The sequence below is a fragment of the Pseudomonas yangonensis genome, from assembly GCF_009932725.1.
GTDB classification, from domain to species: domain Bacteria; phylum Pseudomonadota; class Gammaproteobacteria; order Pseudomonadales; family Pseudomonadaceae; genus Aquipseudomonas; species Aquipseudomonas yangonensis.
On record NZ_BLJU01000022.1, the window covers coordinates 203,073 to 217,132 of the forward strand.

The 14,060-nt window shown below is 57.0% G+C and carries 14 protein-coding genes and 1 pseudogene; 3 read left to right on the forward strand and 12 right to left on the reverse strand.

Annotated elements, in window-relative coordinates:
- Nucleotides 1-12: 12 nt before the first annotated feature.
- The 8 genes from GYB81_RS20855 to GYB81_RS20890 all read right to left on the reverse strand — a co-directional run bounded on the left by GYB81_RS20855 (nucleotide 13) and on the right by GYB81_RS20890 (nucleotide 8,090).
- On the reverse strand, nucleotides 13-213 hold the full coding sequence (locus tag GYB81_RS20855) for a heavy-metal-associated domain-containing protein (protein ID WP_003246756.1): 201 nt from the start codon (nucleotides 211-213) through the stop codon (nucleotides 13-15).
- A 97-nt stretch (nucleotides 214-310) separates the two neighbouring features.
- Nucleotides 311-1,738, reverse strand: a complete 1,428-nt coding sequence (locus GYB81_RS20860; protein ID WP_161867428.1) for a UvrD-helicase domain-containing protein — start codon at nucleotides 1,736-1,738, stop codon at nucleotides 311-313.
- Entirely contained in the window at nucleotides 1,728-3,455 is a 1,728-nt protein-coding gene (locus tag GYB81_RS20865; RefSeq protein ID WP_037051447.1) for an ATP-dependent nuclease, read from the reverse strand. The genes GYB81_RS20860 and GYB81_RS20865 overlap by 11 nt, the downstream gene beginning before the upstream one ends.
- A gap of 173 nt (nucleotides 3,456-3,628) precedes the next feature.
- Nucleotides 3,629-5,992: a heavy metal translocating P-type ATPase gene (locus tag GYB81_RS20870; protein WP_161867427.1), complete on the reverse strand. Its 2,364-nt coding sequence runs from the start codon at nucleotides 5,990-5,992 to the stop codon at nucleotides 3,629-3,631.
- 5 nt (nucleotides 5,993-5,997) lie between these two features.
- Nucleotides 5,998-6,246, reverse strand: a complete 249-nt coding sequence (locus GYB81_RS20875) for a DUF2933 domain-containing protein (protein WP_003246761.1) — start codon at nucleotides 6,244-6,246, stop codon at nucleotides 5,998-6,000.
- A gap of 79 nt (nucleotides 6,247-6,325) precedes the next feature.
- Nucleotides 6,326-6,859 (reverse strand): cupredoxin domain-containing protein, encoded by a 534-nt coding sequence (locus GYB81_RS20880; RefSeq protein WP_003246762.1) that lies wholly within the window; start codon nucleotides 6,857-6,859, stop codon nucleotides 6,326-6,328.
- A 147-nt stretch (nucleotides 6,860-7,006) separates the two neighbouring features.
- The gene (locus GYB81_RS20885; RefSeq protein WP_003139550.1) at nucleotides 7,007-7,564 is read right to left on the reverse strand and encodes a cupredoxin domain-containing protein; all 558 of its coding nucleotides are present in this window, start codon (nucleotides 7,562-7,564) and stop codon (nucleotides 7,007-7,009) included.
- 166 nt (nucleotides 7,565-7,730) lie between these two features.
- Complete coding sequence (locus tag GYB81_RS20890; RefSeq protein WP_003246763.1) at nucleotides 7,731-8,090, reverse strand: co-regulatory protein PtrA N-terminal domain-containing protein; 360 nt, start codon at nucleotides 8,088-8,090, stop codon at nucleotides 7,731-7,733.
- Nucleotides 8,091-8,296: 206 nt separating this feature from the next.
- Here GYB81_RS20890 and GYB81_RS20895 point away from each other — a divergent pair, with 206 nt between their 5' ends.
- Complete coding sequence (locus GYB81_RS20895; RefSeq protein ID WP_004374688.1) at nucleotides 8,297-8,974, forward strand: heavy metal response regulator transcription factor; 678 nt, start codon at nucleotides 8,297-8,299, stop codon at nucleotides 8,972-8,974.
- 2 nt (nucleotides 8,975-8,976) lie between these two features.
- Nucleotides 8,977-10,353, forward strand: a complete 1,377-nt coding sequence (locus tag GYB81_RS20900) for a heavy metal sensor histidine kinase (protein ID WP_012018612.1) — start codon at nucleotides 8,977-8,979, stop codon at nucleotides 10,351-10,353.
- A 131-nt stretch (nucleotides 10,354-10,484) separates the two neighbouring features.
- Here GYB81_RS20900 and GYB81_RS20905 read toward each other — a convergent pair.
- A pseudogene (locus GYB81_RS20905) lies at nucleotides 10,485-10,838 on the reverse strand (type IIL restriction-modification enzyme MmeI); the annotation flags it as partial.
- Between the two features lie 157 nt (nucleotides 10,839-10,995).
- Between GYB81_RS20905 and GYB81_RS24975 the strand changes: the two are divergent.
- Nucleotides 10,996-11,106 carry a DUF4113 domain-containing protein gene (locus GYB81_RS24975; RefSeq protein ID WP_225850683.1) on the forward strand — a complete coding sequence of 37 codons (111 nt, stop codon included), beginning with the start codon at nucleotides 10,996-10,998 and terminating at the stop codon, nucleotides 11,104-11,106.
- Nucleotides 11,107-11,109: 3 nt separating this feature from the next.
- Here GYB81_RS24975 and GYB81_RS20915 read toward each other — a convergent pair whose 3' ends face one another.
- From GYB81_RS20915 to GYB81_RS20925, 3 genes are all read right to left on the reverse strand, one after another.
- Nucleotides 11,110-11,835 (reverse strand): inovirus Gp2 family protein, encoded by a 726-nt coding sequence (locus tag GYB81_RS20915; RefSeq protein WP_034019520.1) that lies wholly within the window; start codon nucleotides 11,833-11,835, stop codon nucleotides 11,110-11,112.
- Nucleotides 11,836-12,312: 477 nt separating this feature from the next.
- The gene (locus GYB81_RS20920; protein ID WP_034019465.1) at nucleotides 12,313-12,543 is read right to left on the reverse strand and encodes a helix-turn-helix transcriptional regulator; all 231 of its coding nucleotides are present in this window, start codon (nucleotides 12,541-12,543) and stop codon (nucleotides 12,313-12,315) included.
- Between the two features lie 69 nt (nucleotides 12,544-12,612).
- Complete coding sequence (locus GYB81_RS20925; RefSeq protein WP_034019463.1) at nucleotides 12,613-13,917, reverse strand: hypothetical protein; 1,305 nt, start codon at nucleotides 13,915-13,917, stop codon at nucleotides 12,613-12,615.
- Nucleotides 13,918-14,060: the final 143 nt, after the last annotated feature.

Genomic DNA, 14,060 nt, shown 5'->3' on the forward strand with positions numbered 1-14,060 from the left:
GCAGGTCAGCGCTCAAGCGCTGACCTGGGCCGAATAGCCAAGCTCCTGGATGAGTTCGCGGATCGATTCGGCACTTTCTGTGCTCTCAACGGTGACCTTGCCGGCCGCTCGATCCACTTCTACTCGTGCATCCTGATCCAGAGCTTGAATGGCCTTCGTGATTTTGCTCACGCAACTGCCACAGCCCATCCCCGCAACACTCAGACTAAACATGTCTTTCACCTCATTTCGTCCGCGGCTCAAGTTACCGCACGGACAGCATCGACCTTGACACGATGGCAAGGTCAAGCCCGTAAGCGCTACAAAAGGATCAGCCGTTTACCACGGGCGTAAGGATGGGGGTTGGTGAACACACCACGACATGCCTTGCGCCCCTCGTCAGTGCGACGTATAGATTCTGGGGGGTCATAAGCTCAGGATGCAGGACAACCGAGACATCCGCCTCCAGCCCCTTGAGAAGTAATGTGCTGCCTACAGAGCGTCTTGCGATCGGTCGGGCAAGGTGTCTATTGCGCTCTCGCGCTTGAATGGCTGCACTCAGAAAGTCGGCAGCACCTCCCACCACCGCTTGCATTGCAGACCGGCAGCAGTACAGAACCTCCGGTCGGTATACACGTGCCCCGTGCTGCTCAGCGAGCGTATCGATCACACGGAGCGCTTGCCCCAATGTTGGCGCTGCTAGGAAATCGATCGCCGCAGCCTCGGCCGCGGTCGGAGGCGTTCGGGCCCTTCCTGCACGCAGCGACTCCACGCGCGTTCGCAGGTTTGCTGCACCTACCCCCGTCATTACGCTGGAAGCAAACTCCACAAGTTGTGCCAGAGCATTGGCACCCTGCAAGTCCAAGTTCCTGGCGAAGTTGACGAGATCTCTCAGGTCGACGGCTTCTACGGCCATGGCACCGGGTGTCTGGCTCGTGAGCTGATGGCGACCTTGCACGTTGATGGAGTCCCCGATGATGAGGACGCTACCCTGAGCGTTGGGAGCTTCGGTTCTCGCGGCCACCAGTCGCTGCTGAACTTCGGTTCCGGCGTTTAGCTGCACCCAACGCACTTCTGCTGGAGCCGTGCGCAGATCCACCGGCTGACCAGCTTGAAGTTGTTGCCTTATGGCGAGCAGCCACTGCCCGAGGTTCTCAGCTCCAGCCAGCCGCCAGCGCCACGGTATCCTCAACTCTCCCACTGCGGGAAACAGGGGTTGCACCTCATTCGCCCAATGCACCAGTCGATTGCCACGGAAGCTGAATATGGCTTGCATCGGGTCACCGAGCACGCAGGTCGGAAGCACCTGGGCCAAACCAGACACGATGGCGTGCTGGACGACGTTGCAGTCTTGGTACTCGTCGACAAGCAACCGTGCATAGGTGGCGCGAAGGGGCTGAGCGAGGTGACCGGCCTGCAACAACTGCATGGCGGCCTCCCGAATTGCCGGATAGTCAGTATTGGGTTGATGCAGCTGTAGGATCTGCGGGTTATGGCCGCTTCGCGCTGGGAACTTAGCGATCAGGCGCATCGAGAATCCGTCAATGGTGGAGACTCGATATGCGGAGTTAGGAACACCGGCTCGTCTCAGGCGCGCCCGTAAGGCCGCAACGCCGGCGTTCGTATGTGTCAAGACGAGGATGGGCTTGCTCTGCGTATGCGCGATGAGCGTCTCGGCAATCAATTGCGTTTTTCCACAACCTGCGGGGGCCGTTATGGAGCCACGCTCGATAGCGAAAAGATCAATCTCAGGGGGCACTTGTAAACGTCCAGAGCTGATTCGTGACTGCCATGAAGCCCGGTTCGGCGTTCTGTAAAGACGGACCGACGATGTCCCTTGCAACCTCCTGATAGGTTGTCAGCGACTTGAACCAGCCGCTGTTGCGGATACGGGATGCGGTTCCCAGCAGCTCTCGTCTCTCAGGTGAGTACCCATCCACGAGTCGCTTGGCTCGGATATCGTTCAGCGTCACGCGGCCTTGGGACTTCGTCTGAATGTGTGCGTCCATCAGCTCTGCACCCACTATTGTTTCGGCTTTCGCCAGAAGTGCATCGAGTGCTTGCTCACTGAGATGGCGGAAGATCTCGTCCTCCAACGTGAGGCCTGGTCGCCATGTAAGAATTTGCCCGCCGGCGGCCAAGAATGCTTCAGCGAGCCCCGCGGTCGAAGGCTTGTCGGCATCTACAAAAACCATCACGCGGTAACCCAAGTTCAGAAGTGCTGTTCCCCGGATAAGACTGTTATCGGGGCTTCCCCCGCCGGCGTCCACATACGCGCCGCCATGGGCCAGGAATGAGGTAGCGCCAAGACTGACCCACCATTGGTCAAGGCCACGCGCGAAGCCAACCTCGCTGGCCCCCTCGCAAACGATGATGGATTTGGCGAGGAATGCTTCGGGGTCCTTCCGAAGGGTACTTTGTACCTCGTTGGCTTCCCCAGCTGGCATAACACTGTGGCGCTGAGGTGCTGACCGAACAACGAATAACTGGCTGCCGGACAGCTCGCGCAGCGCGACCGGCGAGTGCGTCGTCATGAACACTTGCAACGGAGCGGCAGCGTCCTTTGCACCCAGCGAGTCCAGGAATCGCATGAGCCGATGAGGTTCAAGCCCGTATTCCACCTCATCAACCAGGGCAATTGGCGCGGCGCTGGCCGCAGCCCTTTGAAGCCCTGCCACTAGCAAGCGTGACGAGCCCGTGCCAAGGGAGCGCAGCGGAATACCTGTTTCACTGTGCAGCGCGATCGCCCCCTCGCCAATCGACACAGAATGTGCGTCAAGGAGCGCCTGAGGCATAGCCCCGACCGAAACGCCAAGATGCTGTGCTGTGCGTTGCACGACCTCAAGCGTCTGGGTCAGATGTTCGGCTGCTTGATTGCCAAAGTTCGCTCTTGCTTGCCTAGCGGCGCGCGCCAGTTCAGCACCAAGCTCGGCGCGCTCATCGGTAAGTCGATTGAGCACTGAGCCACGACTCCACGACAAGTTCGAACTCGCAAAGCTGCCGATACGGGCGGGTGCTAGTGCCGCTCGTTCCTTCCAGGGAAGAGTGCGTTCGAGTTGCTGCTGCTCCGCACGCTCAGAAAAAAGTGTCCAGGTAGGTTCCAAATCGGCACCAACTTGCAGGAGCAAGGTGATAACGGTCTCCAGCCCCGCTCGCGGTTCGTCTTCGACTTCTCCCGTTCCTGGATTGAATCCACGCAAGAACTCGCCGTAAACATCGATATCCATCAGCGATACCGGCAAATCGCCAAGCGTCACACTGATGGTGATGGGTGTTTCGACGTTCAGAGCGAAGAAGTCCATGTCGCCGAACGTGCCGCCCCGGCGGGCACCGACGCAAAGGTCAATCGCATCTAGAATGCTGGACTTTCCACTATCGCCAGGACCTATGAGGCAGTTAATTCCTGGGGCCGGCACCCAGTCGAGCGCCTGGATAGATCGGAAGTTGCTGATAATCAGTCTGCGAATGCGGGCCACGGAGAGTCCTCATGGGTTAACGACGACCAGTCTCCTACCCGCAGCGGCAACAGTCCATCGAACGTCACCTCGTCACTATGTGTTGCGACAGATAGGTCGGACCGGAAACTACCGTACGGCATTTTCCGGTCAGATGCGCTTCTGAATAATCACCTGGTCGGTGGTATGGAAGCCTATCCGATGTCCGTTGATTTCAACCTCAGAGCATTGAAGACCACCGACGCCGAGCTGACACTCATCGCCAGCGCAGCAATCAAGGGCGACAGAAGATGCCCCGTCAGCGGGTACAGCAGCCCCGCTGCTAGCGGGATTCCCATCGCGTTGTAGAGGAACGCAAAGGCGAGGTTCTGCCTCATGTTTTTCACGGTTGCCACTGACAGGGTGCGCGCTCGCAGGATGCCCATCAGATCTCCCTTGACCAGCGTCACTTGGGCGCTGTTCATCGCCACATCGGTACCGGTGCCCATGGCGATACCTACGTCAGACCTGGCCAGGGCGGGCGCATCGTTGATGCCGTCACCCGCCATGGCGACACGACGGCCATAGCCCTGCAAATCGGCGACCAGTTTCTCCTTATCCTGCGGTTTGACCTCACCATGCACTTCCTCGATTCCGAGCTGCTTCGCCACGGCTCTTGCTGTGGTGAGGCCATCACCAGTGGCCATGATGACCTTTACGTCTTCGCTTTGAAGCTTGGAGACAGCCTGTTGAGAAGTAGGCTTGATCGGATCGGAAACGGCCAGGAGTCCCGCCAGGCGACCATCAACGGCCAAATAGATGATGCTGATGCCTTCCAGACGCAGTTGCTCGGCGCGATTGCGCAGCGGGGTAATATCGACGCCCGCCTCGTCCATCAGTGCGGTGTTGCCGAGCTGCAGCTGATGGTCATCGACCTGGCCGCGCACACCAATACCCGAGCCAGATTCGAAAGTGTCCGGTTTGACCAGTGCAATGCCCTGACCGCGCGCATGATCGACGATGGCATGAGCCAGCGGGTGCTCACTACCCTGGTCGAGACTAGCAGCCAGGCGCAGCACTTCATTGGAGTCGTAACCGCCTGTCCCTTCCGCACTATGAAATACGGGACGCCCCTCAGTCAGGGTTCCAGTCTTGTCGACGATGAGCGTGTCGATCTTGCATAGATTTTCGATGGCGCTGGCATCGCGGAACAACACACCGCTGCTAGCGGCCTTGCCAGTCGCAACCATGACGGACATCGGGGTTGCCAGACCCAGAGCGCAGGGACACGCAATGATTAGCACCGCCACCGCATTGATCAGGCCAAATACCCAGCCTGATTCCGGCCCTAATAGCCCCCAGCCGAAGAAGGTCAGAATCGCGATCAGGATCACCCCGACCACGAAATACCCTGCCACCGCATCAGCCATACGCTGCATGGGGGCCTTGGAACGTTGGGCTCTGGCCACCATCTGAACGATCTGCGACAGCATGGTCTCGGCACCGACCTTCTGCGCCTCCATCACCAGGCTGCCGTGGGTGTTCAGGGTGGCACCGATAAGGGCATCCCCTACCCGCTTGGTCACGGGTAACGGTTCTCCGGTAAGCATCGACTCGTCGACGGCGCTCTCCCCCTCTAGAACCGTACCGTCCACCGGGACTTTCTCTCCCGGCCGGACACGTAGGTGGTCGCCCTGATGGACATGTGTCAGCGGAATATCTTCTTCCTGGCCATCGGGCTTGATGCGACGCGCAGTCTTTGGTGCCAGCCTCAGCAGTGACTTGATGGCTGCCGAAGTCTGCGAGCGGGCCTTGAGTTCGAGCATTTGGCCCAACAGCGTGAGTGAGATAATCACCGCGGCTGCTTCAAAATAGACGCCGATACGTTCGTCCTGGGCAAAAGCCGCCGGAAACCACTGCGGAACCAAGGTAGCGGCCACGCTGTAGAGGTAGGCAGCGGCCGTTCCCAAACCGATCAGGGTCCACATGTTGGGGCTGCGGTGGCGGATGGAGTCAATGCCGCGGGTGAAGAATACCCAGCCACCCCATAGCGTCACGGGCGTCGCCAGAGCCAGCTCGACCCAGTTCTGGGTCGTGCCATGAAACAGTTGCAAGGAATGGCCGGCCATCGCCAATACGGTCACGATGACGGTCAACGGTAGGGTCCACCAGAACCGCAGCGAGAAGTCCTTCAGCTCTGGATTTTCCTCCTCTTCCAGCTCCGGGATGACAGGTTCCAGCGTCATCCCGCAGATCGGGCAGTTTCCGGGAGCCGGTTGACGGATTTCTGGATGCATCGGGCAGGTGTATTCAGCACCTACAGGTGTCGATGTGGGTGCTGGAGTCGCGTGCTGGTGATGCTCCCCATGAGACTGATGGCTCATGTACTGATGAGGATCTGCTTGGAATTTCTCTAGGCACTTCGCACTGCAGAAATGATAGGCCTTCCCTTCAAAGCTCCCGCGATAAGGGCCATCAGGTTTGACCTCCATGCCACACACCGGGTCGCGCTGGCTCTCGGAGTGGGCGTGCGAGTTATGTGAATGATCCTGGTCATGATGGCAGGAGGTCTTTTGCATGCGATCTATGTCCTTTCTTCGTCCTTGGAAACAGCGGTGCTGCTGGAGTGGGAGTGCCCGCCGTGATTGTGGCCAAACAGATGCATCAGCGGGCATAGCAGCAGGATGAGGTACGGCAGGGCCTGCGAAAGATGACCGTAATGCTCACGCGCTACATAGAAGATGCCGATTACGGCCAGCATGATCAGCGCAATGCCAATCTTGCTCTTCCAAAAAGGCGGCTCAGTGGTACTGGTGTGATGGGTATGGTCCATGACAATAGCCTCGTTTCAATGGCGGCCGGATCACTATAGGTGTCTCAGACTGGACGGAGTTGGCGAGTATCAATAAACGTCAGCGTACGGTCACCTTACCGACCATTCCCGACTGATAATGTCCTGGAATATTGCAGGCGAACTCCAGTTCGGTGGCGGCGGAGAAGGTCCAGATCAACTCTTCGCGTGCTCCAGGTTCGACAAGAACACTGTTGGGGTCATCGTGTTCCATACCGACCATCTTCATGCCGCCCATGGCATGGCCCATATTGCTCATGTCATGTGCACCTGTAGGGGACAGCGTGCCGTTCTGAAACATCGCGGCCATCTCTTTCTGGTGCGCGGCATGGGATGCCGCTTTGCCAAGATTGAATTCGTGTAGCAGTGCACCGTCATTTTTCAGGACGAAGCGAACTGTCTCGCCTGCTTTGATCTCCATTGCTTTGGGTTCGAAGAAGATGTCCCCCATCCGGACTTCGATGGTGCGATCTACTGCCTGACCGTCTCCCGGTTGCCCAATACTGTCTTTCTTGTGGCCCGGGCTGGCCAGCGCATTGGCAGCACTGAGCAGCAAGCCAAGGGTGGTGATTATGAAAGCGGGTCTGAGTTTCATGGTGTGCCTCTGAGGTGTTGAGGAGGGATGAGTCCCGATGCTAATGAGGTGCAGCTGGCGGTACGCTGACGTGAAAACTACATCGCAGTAAGGTTCGTCAGATCGGTGCTACCCAGCTCGCGGCCAACGGGTAGCACCGATGCCGGACTAACGCAGAGCAAACTCACCGACCATCCCCGCCTGGTAATGCCCAGGCAATGTACAGGCGAAGCTCAAACTGCCCGCCTTAGGGAAGGTCCACACGAACTCTTTGGTTGTGCCGGGCTCGACGAGAACCGCGTTCGGGTCGTCATGCTTGGCTTTGATGACTTCCGGATAGCCTGGAGGGTTGGAGTCTCCCATGCCATAACGCTCATGCCAGACAATGCGCTCGGCCATGCCGGTCGGGGTCAGTGTGCCGTCCTTGAACAAGGACGCCATCTTGCGCTGGTGCTCCAGCTGGGACGCTGCCTGCCCGATGTTGAACTCGTGCATCAACGCGCCCTCGTTCTTCAGAACGAAGCGCACGGTTTCACCTGGCTTCACATCGATCGTTTTCTGGCTGTAGTTGATGTCGTCCATCTTTACCAAGATGGTACGAGTCGCTGGCGTCGCCTGGGCCTGCTGCCCAATGCCATTGCTACTGCCGCCGACCTCGGCAAATGCCGGAAAGGTGGTGCTGATGAACAGAGTGCTGATCAGCAGTTTAAGGGGTAAGCGTTTCATGGTGAGACCTCGAGATGGGTGCTGGAAATCTCATGCTATTCCCCGCTTGCTGCCAGGCCGCTGACCCCAAAACTACAATTGCGTCAGCTGGGAAAAAGCACGGCGCCATAAAGGCGCCGCTAGGCCAAAGGAGCAATCACGGAAGGCCTGGAAGATGGGAAAATCCTTATCGATGGCACTCTTTGTCGGCCATCATTAGCTTGTGCTCGCGGATCATTTGAGCCAGCACGTCGTCTACCAGCTTGTCATGCTTTTCCATCCAGGCCAGATGCTCTTCGGCAGACATGTTTGGCGCGGGATGTTCGTTGTGCAGCTGGCTCATGATGTCTTCGAGCATGTTCATATGCTCCTTCATGTGCACATGCCGCTCGCCGACCGGGGCCTTCTCCGCCTGGATCAGCACGGCTTCTGCTTTGTCGCGCATCTGCTGGATGCGCTCGAATACACGGTCGCTGCCCCCTTCGGCCCAAGCCATGGAAGACAGCAGTAGCGAACCAACCAGAAGCAAAGGTTTCAGCGATTTCATGGGCAGTCTCCATCAGTGCAAACTATGGCCGGCACCTCTGCTTTTGGTCTGTCGAGGGCCGAGAGCACAACCTAGTACTCATGCTTGCACCCTAGACAAGCCACCCTGTCAGTGAGCTGAAGTCAGAATTACATTTTCGTAAGCTTCTGGTTGGGGCCGCGGTTTGCCTGCAAACTCAGGCCACCCGACTTTTGGAGTCTGCACACATGAAACTACTGGTAGCTGAAGACGAACCCAAAACCGGTACGTACCTCCAGCAAGGTCTCACCGAGGCTGGGTTCAATGTCGACCGGGTTATGACCGGTACAGATGCCCTTCAGCATGCACTTAGCGAAGCCTATGACCTGCTAATTCTGGATGTAATGATGCCTGGGCTGGACGGTTGGGAAGTGCTGCGCATGTTGCGCGCAGCAGGAAAAGACGTCCCCGTACTGTTCTTGACGGCACGCGATGGTGTGGAAGACCGCGTAAAAGGGTTGGAGCTGGGTGCGGACGACTACCTGATCAAGCCATTTGCTTTCTCAGAGCTTCTGGCCAGGGTCAGAACGCTGTTGCGCAGAGGTAATGGTTCGCCGACGCAGACCACCATGAAAATTGCCGATCTGGAAGTCGATCTGATGAAGCGGCGTGCGATCCGTGGCGGGAAAAGAATTGACCTGACCGCGAAGGAGTTTTCACTGCTGGAACTGCTACTGCGCCGGCGCGGCGAGGTGCTCCCGAAGTCGCTGATTGCCTCTCAGGTTTGGGACATGAATTTCGACAGCGACACCAATGTCATTGAGGTTGCGGTACGCCGGCTACGCGCAAAAATCGATGACGATTTCGATCTCAAGCTGATTCATACCGCCCGCGGCATGGGATACATGATGGATGCTCCGGAGTGAATATGAAGCACCTTTCGCTGACCGCACGCATGAGCCTGATGTTCATGTCCGCGGTAATTGCAGTCCTGACGGTAGCAGGGCTGAGTTTCAATATGCTCAGCCAGCACCACTTCAAGATGCTGGATCGGCAGGCCCTGGTGGAGAAACTCGAATCCGCCAAACATATCCTCAACAATGCTCGCGGTGAAGCGAGCCTTTCGGAAGAATTACCGCAGTTGCGAGCTTTGCTGGGAGCCCATCAGGATCTGGCCGCCACTATCCTGGCCAGTGACGGTTCTGTACTGTTTTCCGACCCCAGAGCAGTCGAAGTACCTGAGCGTTTCAGACGTGCAAATGAGCAGAGCATGTGGGAGTGGCAGAACGGCCAACACATGTACCGTGGCATGACGGAGCAAATCTCGGTAGCCGATCAGGCTGAGCCGCTCACTGCGTTGCTGATTCTTGACGTCACCAATCACACACACTTTTTCGACACGCTGCAACGATGGTTTTGGATTGGATTGGTCATCAGCGCCCTGTTCAGTGCCGCACTCGGCTGGGTGGTTGCTCGCAGCGGCCTTAGGCCTCTGCGGCAAGTCACTCATGTGGCCTCCGGGATGTCCGCTCGCTCGTTACAGGAGCGAATCCCTCTCGAACCAGTGCCGCGGGAACTTCAGCAACTGGTTCTCTCCTTCAATGCGATGTTGGCTCGGCTAGAGGATGCCTTCGTTAGGCTCTCCAATTTTTCGGCCGACATTGCCCACGAGCTACGAACTCCAGTCAGCAATCTGATGACCCACACCGAGGTCGTGCTGAGTAAAAAACGCGATATCAATGCCTATGAGGAGAATCTGTACTCCAACCTGGAGGACTTGAAGCGCATGTCTCGGATGATTGATGACATGCTGTTCTTGGCCAAGGCTGATAATGGCCTGATCATCCCCGAGCAGGCCAGGATCGAACTGGCTGACGTAGTCTTCAAGCTGTTTGACTACTACCACCTTCTGGCCGAAGAGCGCGGCATTGAGCTATCGCTCACAGGCAAAGGCCAAGTGCTGGGAGATCGGCTGATGCTTGATCGCGCGCTATCCAACTTGCTGTCCAATGCGCTGCGCTACACGCCGGCGGGACAGACAATTTCGGTTCTGATCCGCGAGACAGAGGACTCCACTACCTTCAGTATCGAGAACCCAGGGGACACAATCAGCTCAGAGCATCTAGAGAAGCTCTTCGACCGTTTTTACCGGGTTGACCCCGCTCGGCGGGAGGGCAGCCCGAGCAACGCCGGGCTCGGGCTTGCAATCACCCGATCCATCATTGAGGCTCACAAAGGCCGCATCTGGTGCACCTCAGCGGCTAGCCTCACGGGCTTTCACATCGAATTGCCCCATCCCAGATAATGCCGGTCTGGCGGTAAGTAGGCTACAGCTAACCGCTAGCCCAACTTGACAGGGTGGGTGCAGGTGCAACTCGACTGAGCGCAGATTGCATTCGCCATCCAGATAGGTAACGAGCGGTGAGCTGACACAAGAGGAAACTGCGGGTAGTCGCAGGCGACCGTCTCGCCGCTTTCCAGCTCCTCAGCTTCCAGCGTCTCGCCATCGGTAGCGAGCACATATTTAGCCTTGGCACGGGCCGTCGCGGGGCTGGCCTTCAGTGCCGCCAGGGTTTCGGTGACCTTGCCTGGCTCACACACAGCCAAATGGATATTGCTGGTCTGCAGTACGCCGCCCATATCGGACTTATTGGTTGCACCCGAACGCAGGCGCTTGAGGGTGGTTTCCTTGTTACCGAAAGCCTGCAGGAAGGCATAAGGGAACTCGACCCGGTCTAACGGCTGGCTGGCCAGGTCGGTGATGGCTTGTTCGATTTCTACGGCGTTCATATAGGGCTGTTCCGATCACTGCTGCCAAGGCGGCACAGGGGGCCTTTAGGCCCACCATCCATGCAAAGTGCATGGATGATAAAGGAACGAGCATTGGCATGTGAAAATGATCCTGTGCCCCATGGAAGCTATCAAAAACTGCTGAGGACGTGGAACGCTGCAGCCAGGACGCATCGCCAAGCCAGTCGAGTGGGCTATGCGAAGAAAACTGCTATCCCCCGCCTACACCACTCGCTGGTCTGAGTTAATGGTCGCAAAGGCGAACTAGCCACTACCCTCGACTGGTACCGAATCCTCGCTGACGATCCCCGTAGGACTTGGTCGCTTTCTTACACAGGTAGCTGGCCCGGTGGAACAGATCCGGTAGCTCATCAACAAGAACCTTGTGTTCTGACCATGCAACCTTCCGCATACGGGGATGCCGATCTATCCGATACGTTGGATTGTCGGGGATATGTACCAGCCCGTCGACCTCATGCTTCGACAACCGCAGTGCACTGGCCCATGACTCTTCTATCCGGCTGATCATGTTGACCCTCTCTGAGCGCAGCAGCCCCAGGGTGTAATAGGCATCGCGGTTCAACAGGATCAGCAGGTGATAATGCTGCCGGCCTGCCTGACCTATTTCTCTCGACCAGACGTACCGTACTTTGCAGCCACGCGAATAGCCACGATCAGCCACTCGTTCCTGGTGGTACTGGATCTTCTTCGTAAACGATTCGAAGAATCGGCTGATGACCTGGTTCGTATAGGCGTAGTCAGGTAGCAGGACGCCTTGAGGCAAGTGGAGGTCAACTCTGAAGGCTAAGACCCTCGGATACTCAGCTAATGCCAGGTCTATGGTGCGCTTGAGATCGGACAGGTGCTCACGAATGAAAGGCCCCTTGTCACGCATCAAGCGGAAGCCCTCAAAGGTGTCGTCGTAGTGAAGATGCAGATTGGTATTGGCTGGATGACGAAGCGGGTAGCGTTGGATGGTGTCGGTATCGTTGAGCATGGTTATGACCTCTCGTTGGTGGAGTTTCATAACCTTTTGTCTACTGTGTACTTTTTAACCGCTACCTTGCTCGCCTGATCCGTTGGTTGGTCTCTCTGGACACGCTGTAGTGTTGGCCTCTCAGATGGTGGATCAGTGTCCGACTCCCTGTGTAGGTCAGTGAAGGTTGCTACTCGGTTAGGCGTGAACCCTTCGGGGGGTAATAGCTAGTAAAAGCATAATACCCGCACCGCAATTTCCTTCGCCGAGCTGCTCGGGCAAAGCCACCTCAATCGTCCCGCCATAGCGGCAATTTTTGCCGAGTTCGGATTTCGGAAATAAATCAAGCTGAAGAGGCCTGAGCCAGATATCGAAGAGGCTGTCGGGGCGGCGGGAGCGACACCGCCACGACTTGCCATGCGAGGCCGCACAGCCAGTGACTGAACGACGGCATAAGCGCCATGACCAGCCGAAGCTGATCATGGCGCAGGAGCGGTTCTAGCCGGCCATACTCAGGTGGCCAATCGGGCGCGTAGCAGCACCCTCAGCCTGGTCACGCTCCTCAATCCTGGCCAGGATCCAGTCGTGCACCTCGCTATCGACCCAGCCGACGCATCGGTCGCCCAACGATACCGGTTTCGGGAAGGTGCCTTCCGAGATGTACTTGTACAGGGTCGACCTAGACAGGCCAGTAGCAGTGATCACGTCTTGTAAGCGGAAAATTCGCATCAGCAGGGCTCCTCTGTATGTCCCAGAGGATCTGCGAGGGCCGTATAAAATGACCTGCCTGTTGCTCGCCTAGGGGGCCCTGGTCAAAAGCCTTACGTCATAGCGAAGGGCCGAGTCCAGCGCATCCTCACGGACATACGAGTCAACCCTCCCACCGCGTACGTCCCATACCCAAAGGCATATGTTGTTATCTCTCGGTGCGGGATGAACAACCAGCGACACAATGCTGAGGCCATCCTTTCTCACCGGAGCTGGAATGAGCCGAACCAGGTGGGGCTTGTATCCTGGCCAGACTTTCATACGGCGCAACCCCTTGTGGATGCTTTCCGCCCACCGGCAAGCCTCGGCCTGGAAACTTTCCCTCAAGCCTCCCCAACCAGCGTACGCAGTCCGATCAGAATTAACGGTCAACGGACCGCCCAGCTCTTCAGCAATCCTTTTGGAAATTTCCGCTTTCGCATCACCCAGGTCGCATTCTGGATCTGACCAAATAGCCGTCAGCAGATACGACGTATGGCTTGCCAGCTTGTGATAGAGCAGATCCAGCACATAAGGCTTTTGTCCTTGCTTTGGCTTCAGCGCATTTAGCGCCTCTGTCGTCGGCATTGCCGCGCCGAGTATGTCGTATCTGCCCGGCCCATGCGTTACGTATACCACTACCCCCCGTTCCCTCTGTCTCAAACGAAGCTGCGGGTGATCCAGGTTTAGGTAGTAGATGCTCGTTACCTTTGAGCCAACGAAGACCCCATGCGACAACCCCGGCATATAGCTCCTAACGAACCCCAAGCTCAAAAGACGCTTCAATTGATGCTTGATCGATAAGGTGTCGAGACCAGTCATAGCCCTGAGCCTAGGCCCTCCAAGCCCGGCCACTACACCGCACTCGTCAGCCTCACTGAGAAGGGCCGCTAATAAAACCCGGGTAGCAGCCCCCAACCGCCCCTTGGCACCAGGAGCTGCAGGCCGACCGTCTTTGCGTGTCGCAGTACGGGGTGGCTTTTCCTCATGCCCTGTCGATGCCGTCGTTTCACCGTCCCTAACTGCGTGAATCTCCGGTTCAAGAAAAAGACGAAGCATCAGCTCGCGATGAGTGAATTCTGGGTCTGCCTTGACGAGCACTCTAAGCAAGTTTTCTGAGGCTACGTAGCTGACATCAGGACGCCCAACCCTGCCGTCCTGCTTGCACTTCTTCAGAAGCCCAGCCCTGACCAGCTCTTGCGAAGCATCCCAGACAAACCTTTCCGTCAGACAGAGTTGCTTCGCTACAGGCTTGATCTTGTAAGGCACGTCCAGACTGACGTCATTCCGACAAACAAAAGCCTGCAAAAAAAACCGTGCCTCTGCATCTGCTTCTATATCTGATAGAGCTATCATGGCCGTAAAAATCTTAATCCAAAAATAGAAATTGAGATTTTATACCCTATTTTATCAGAACAGTTAATTCAGTTAACAAGACCGTTAACGATGCATTTAACATGCTAATTAACAAATCAGTTAACACCTCATAATTCACATCA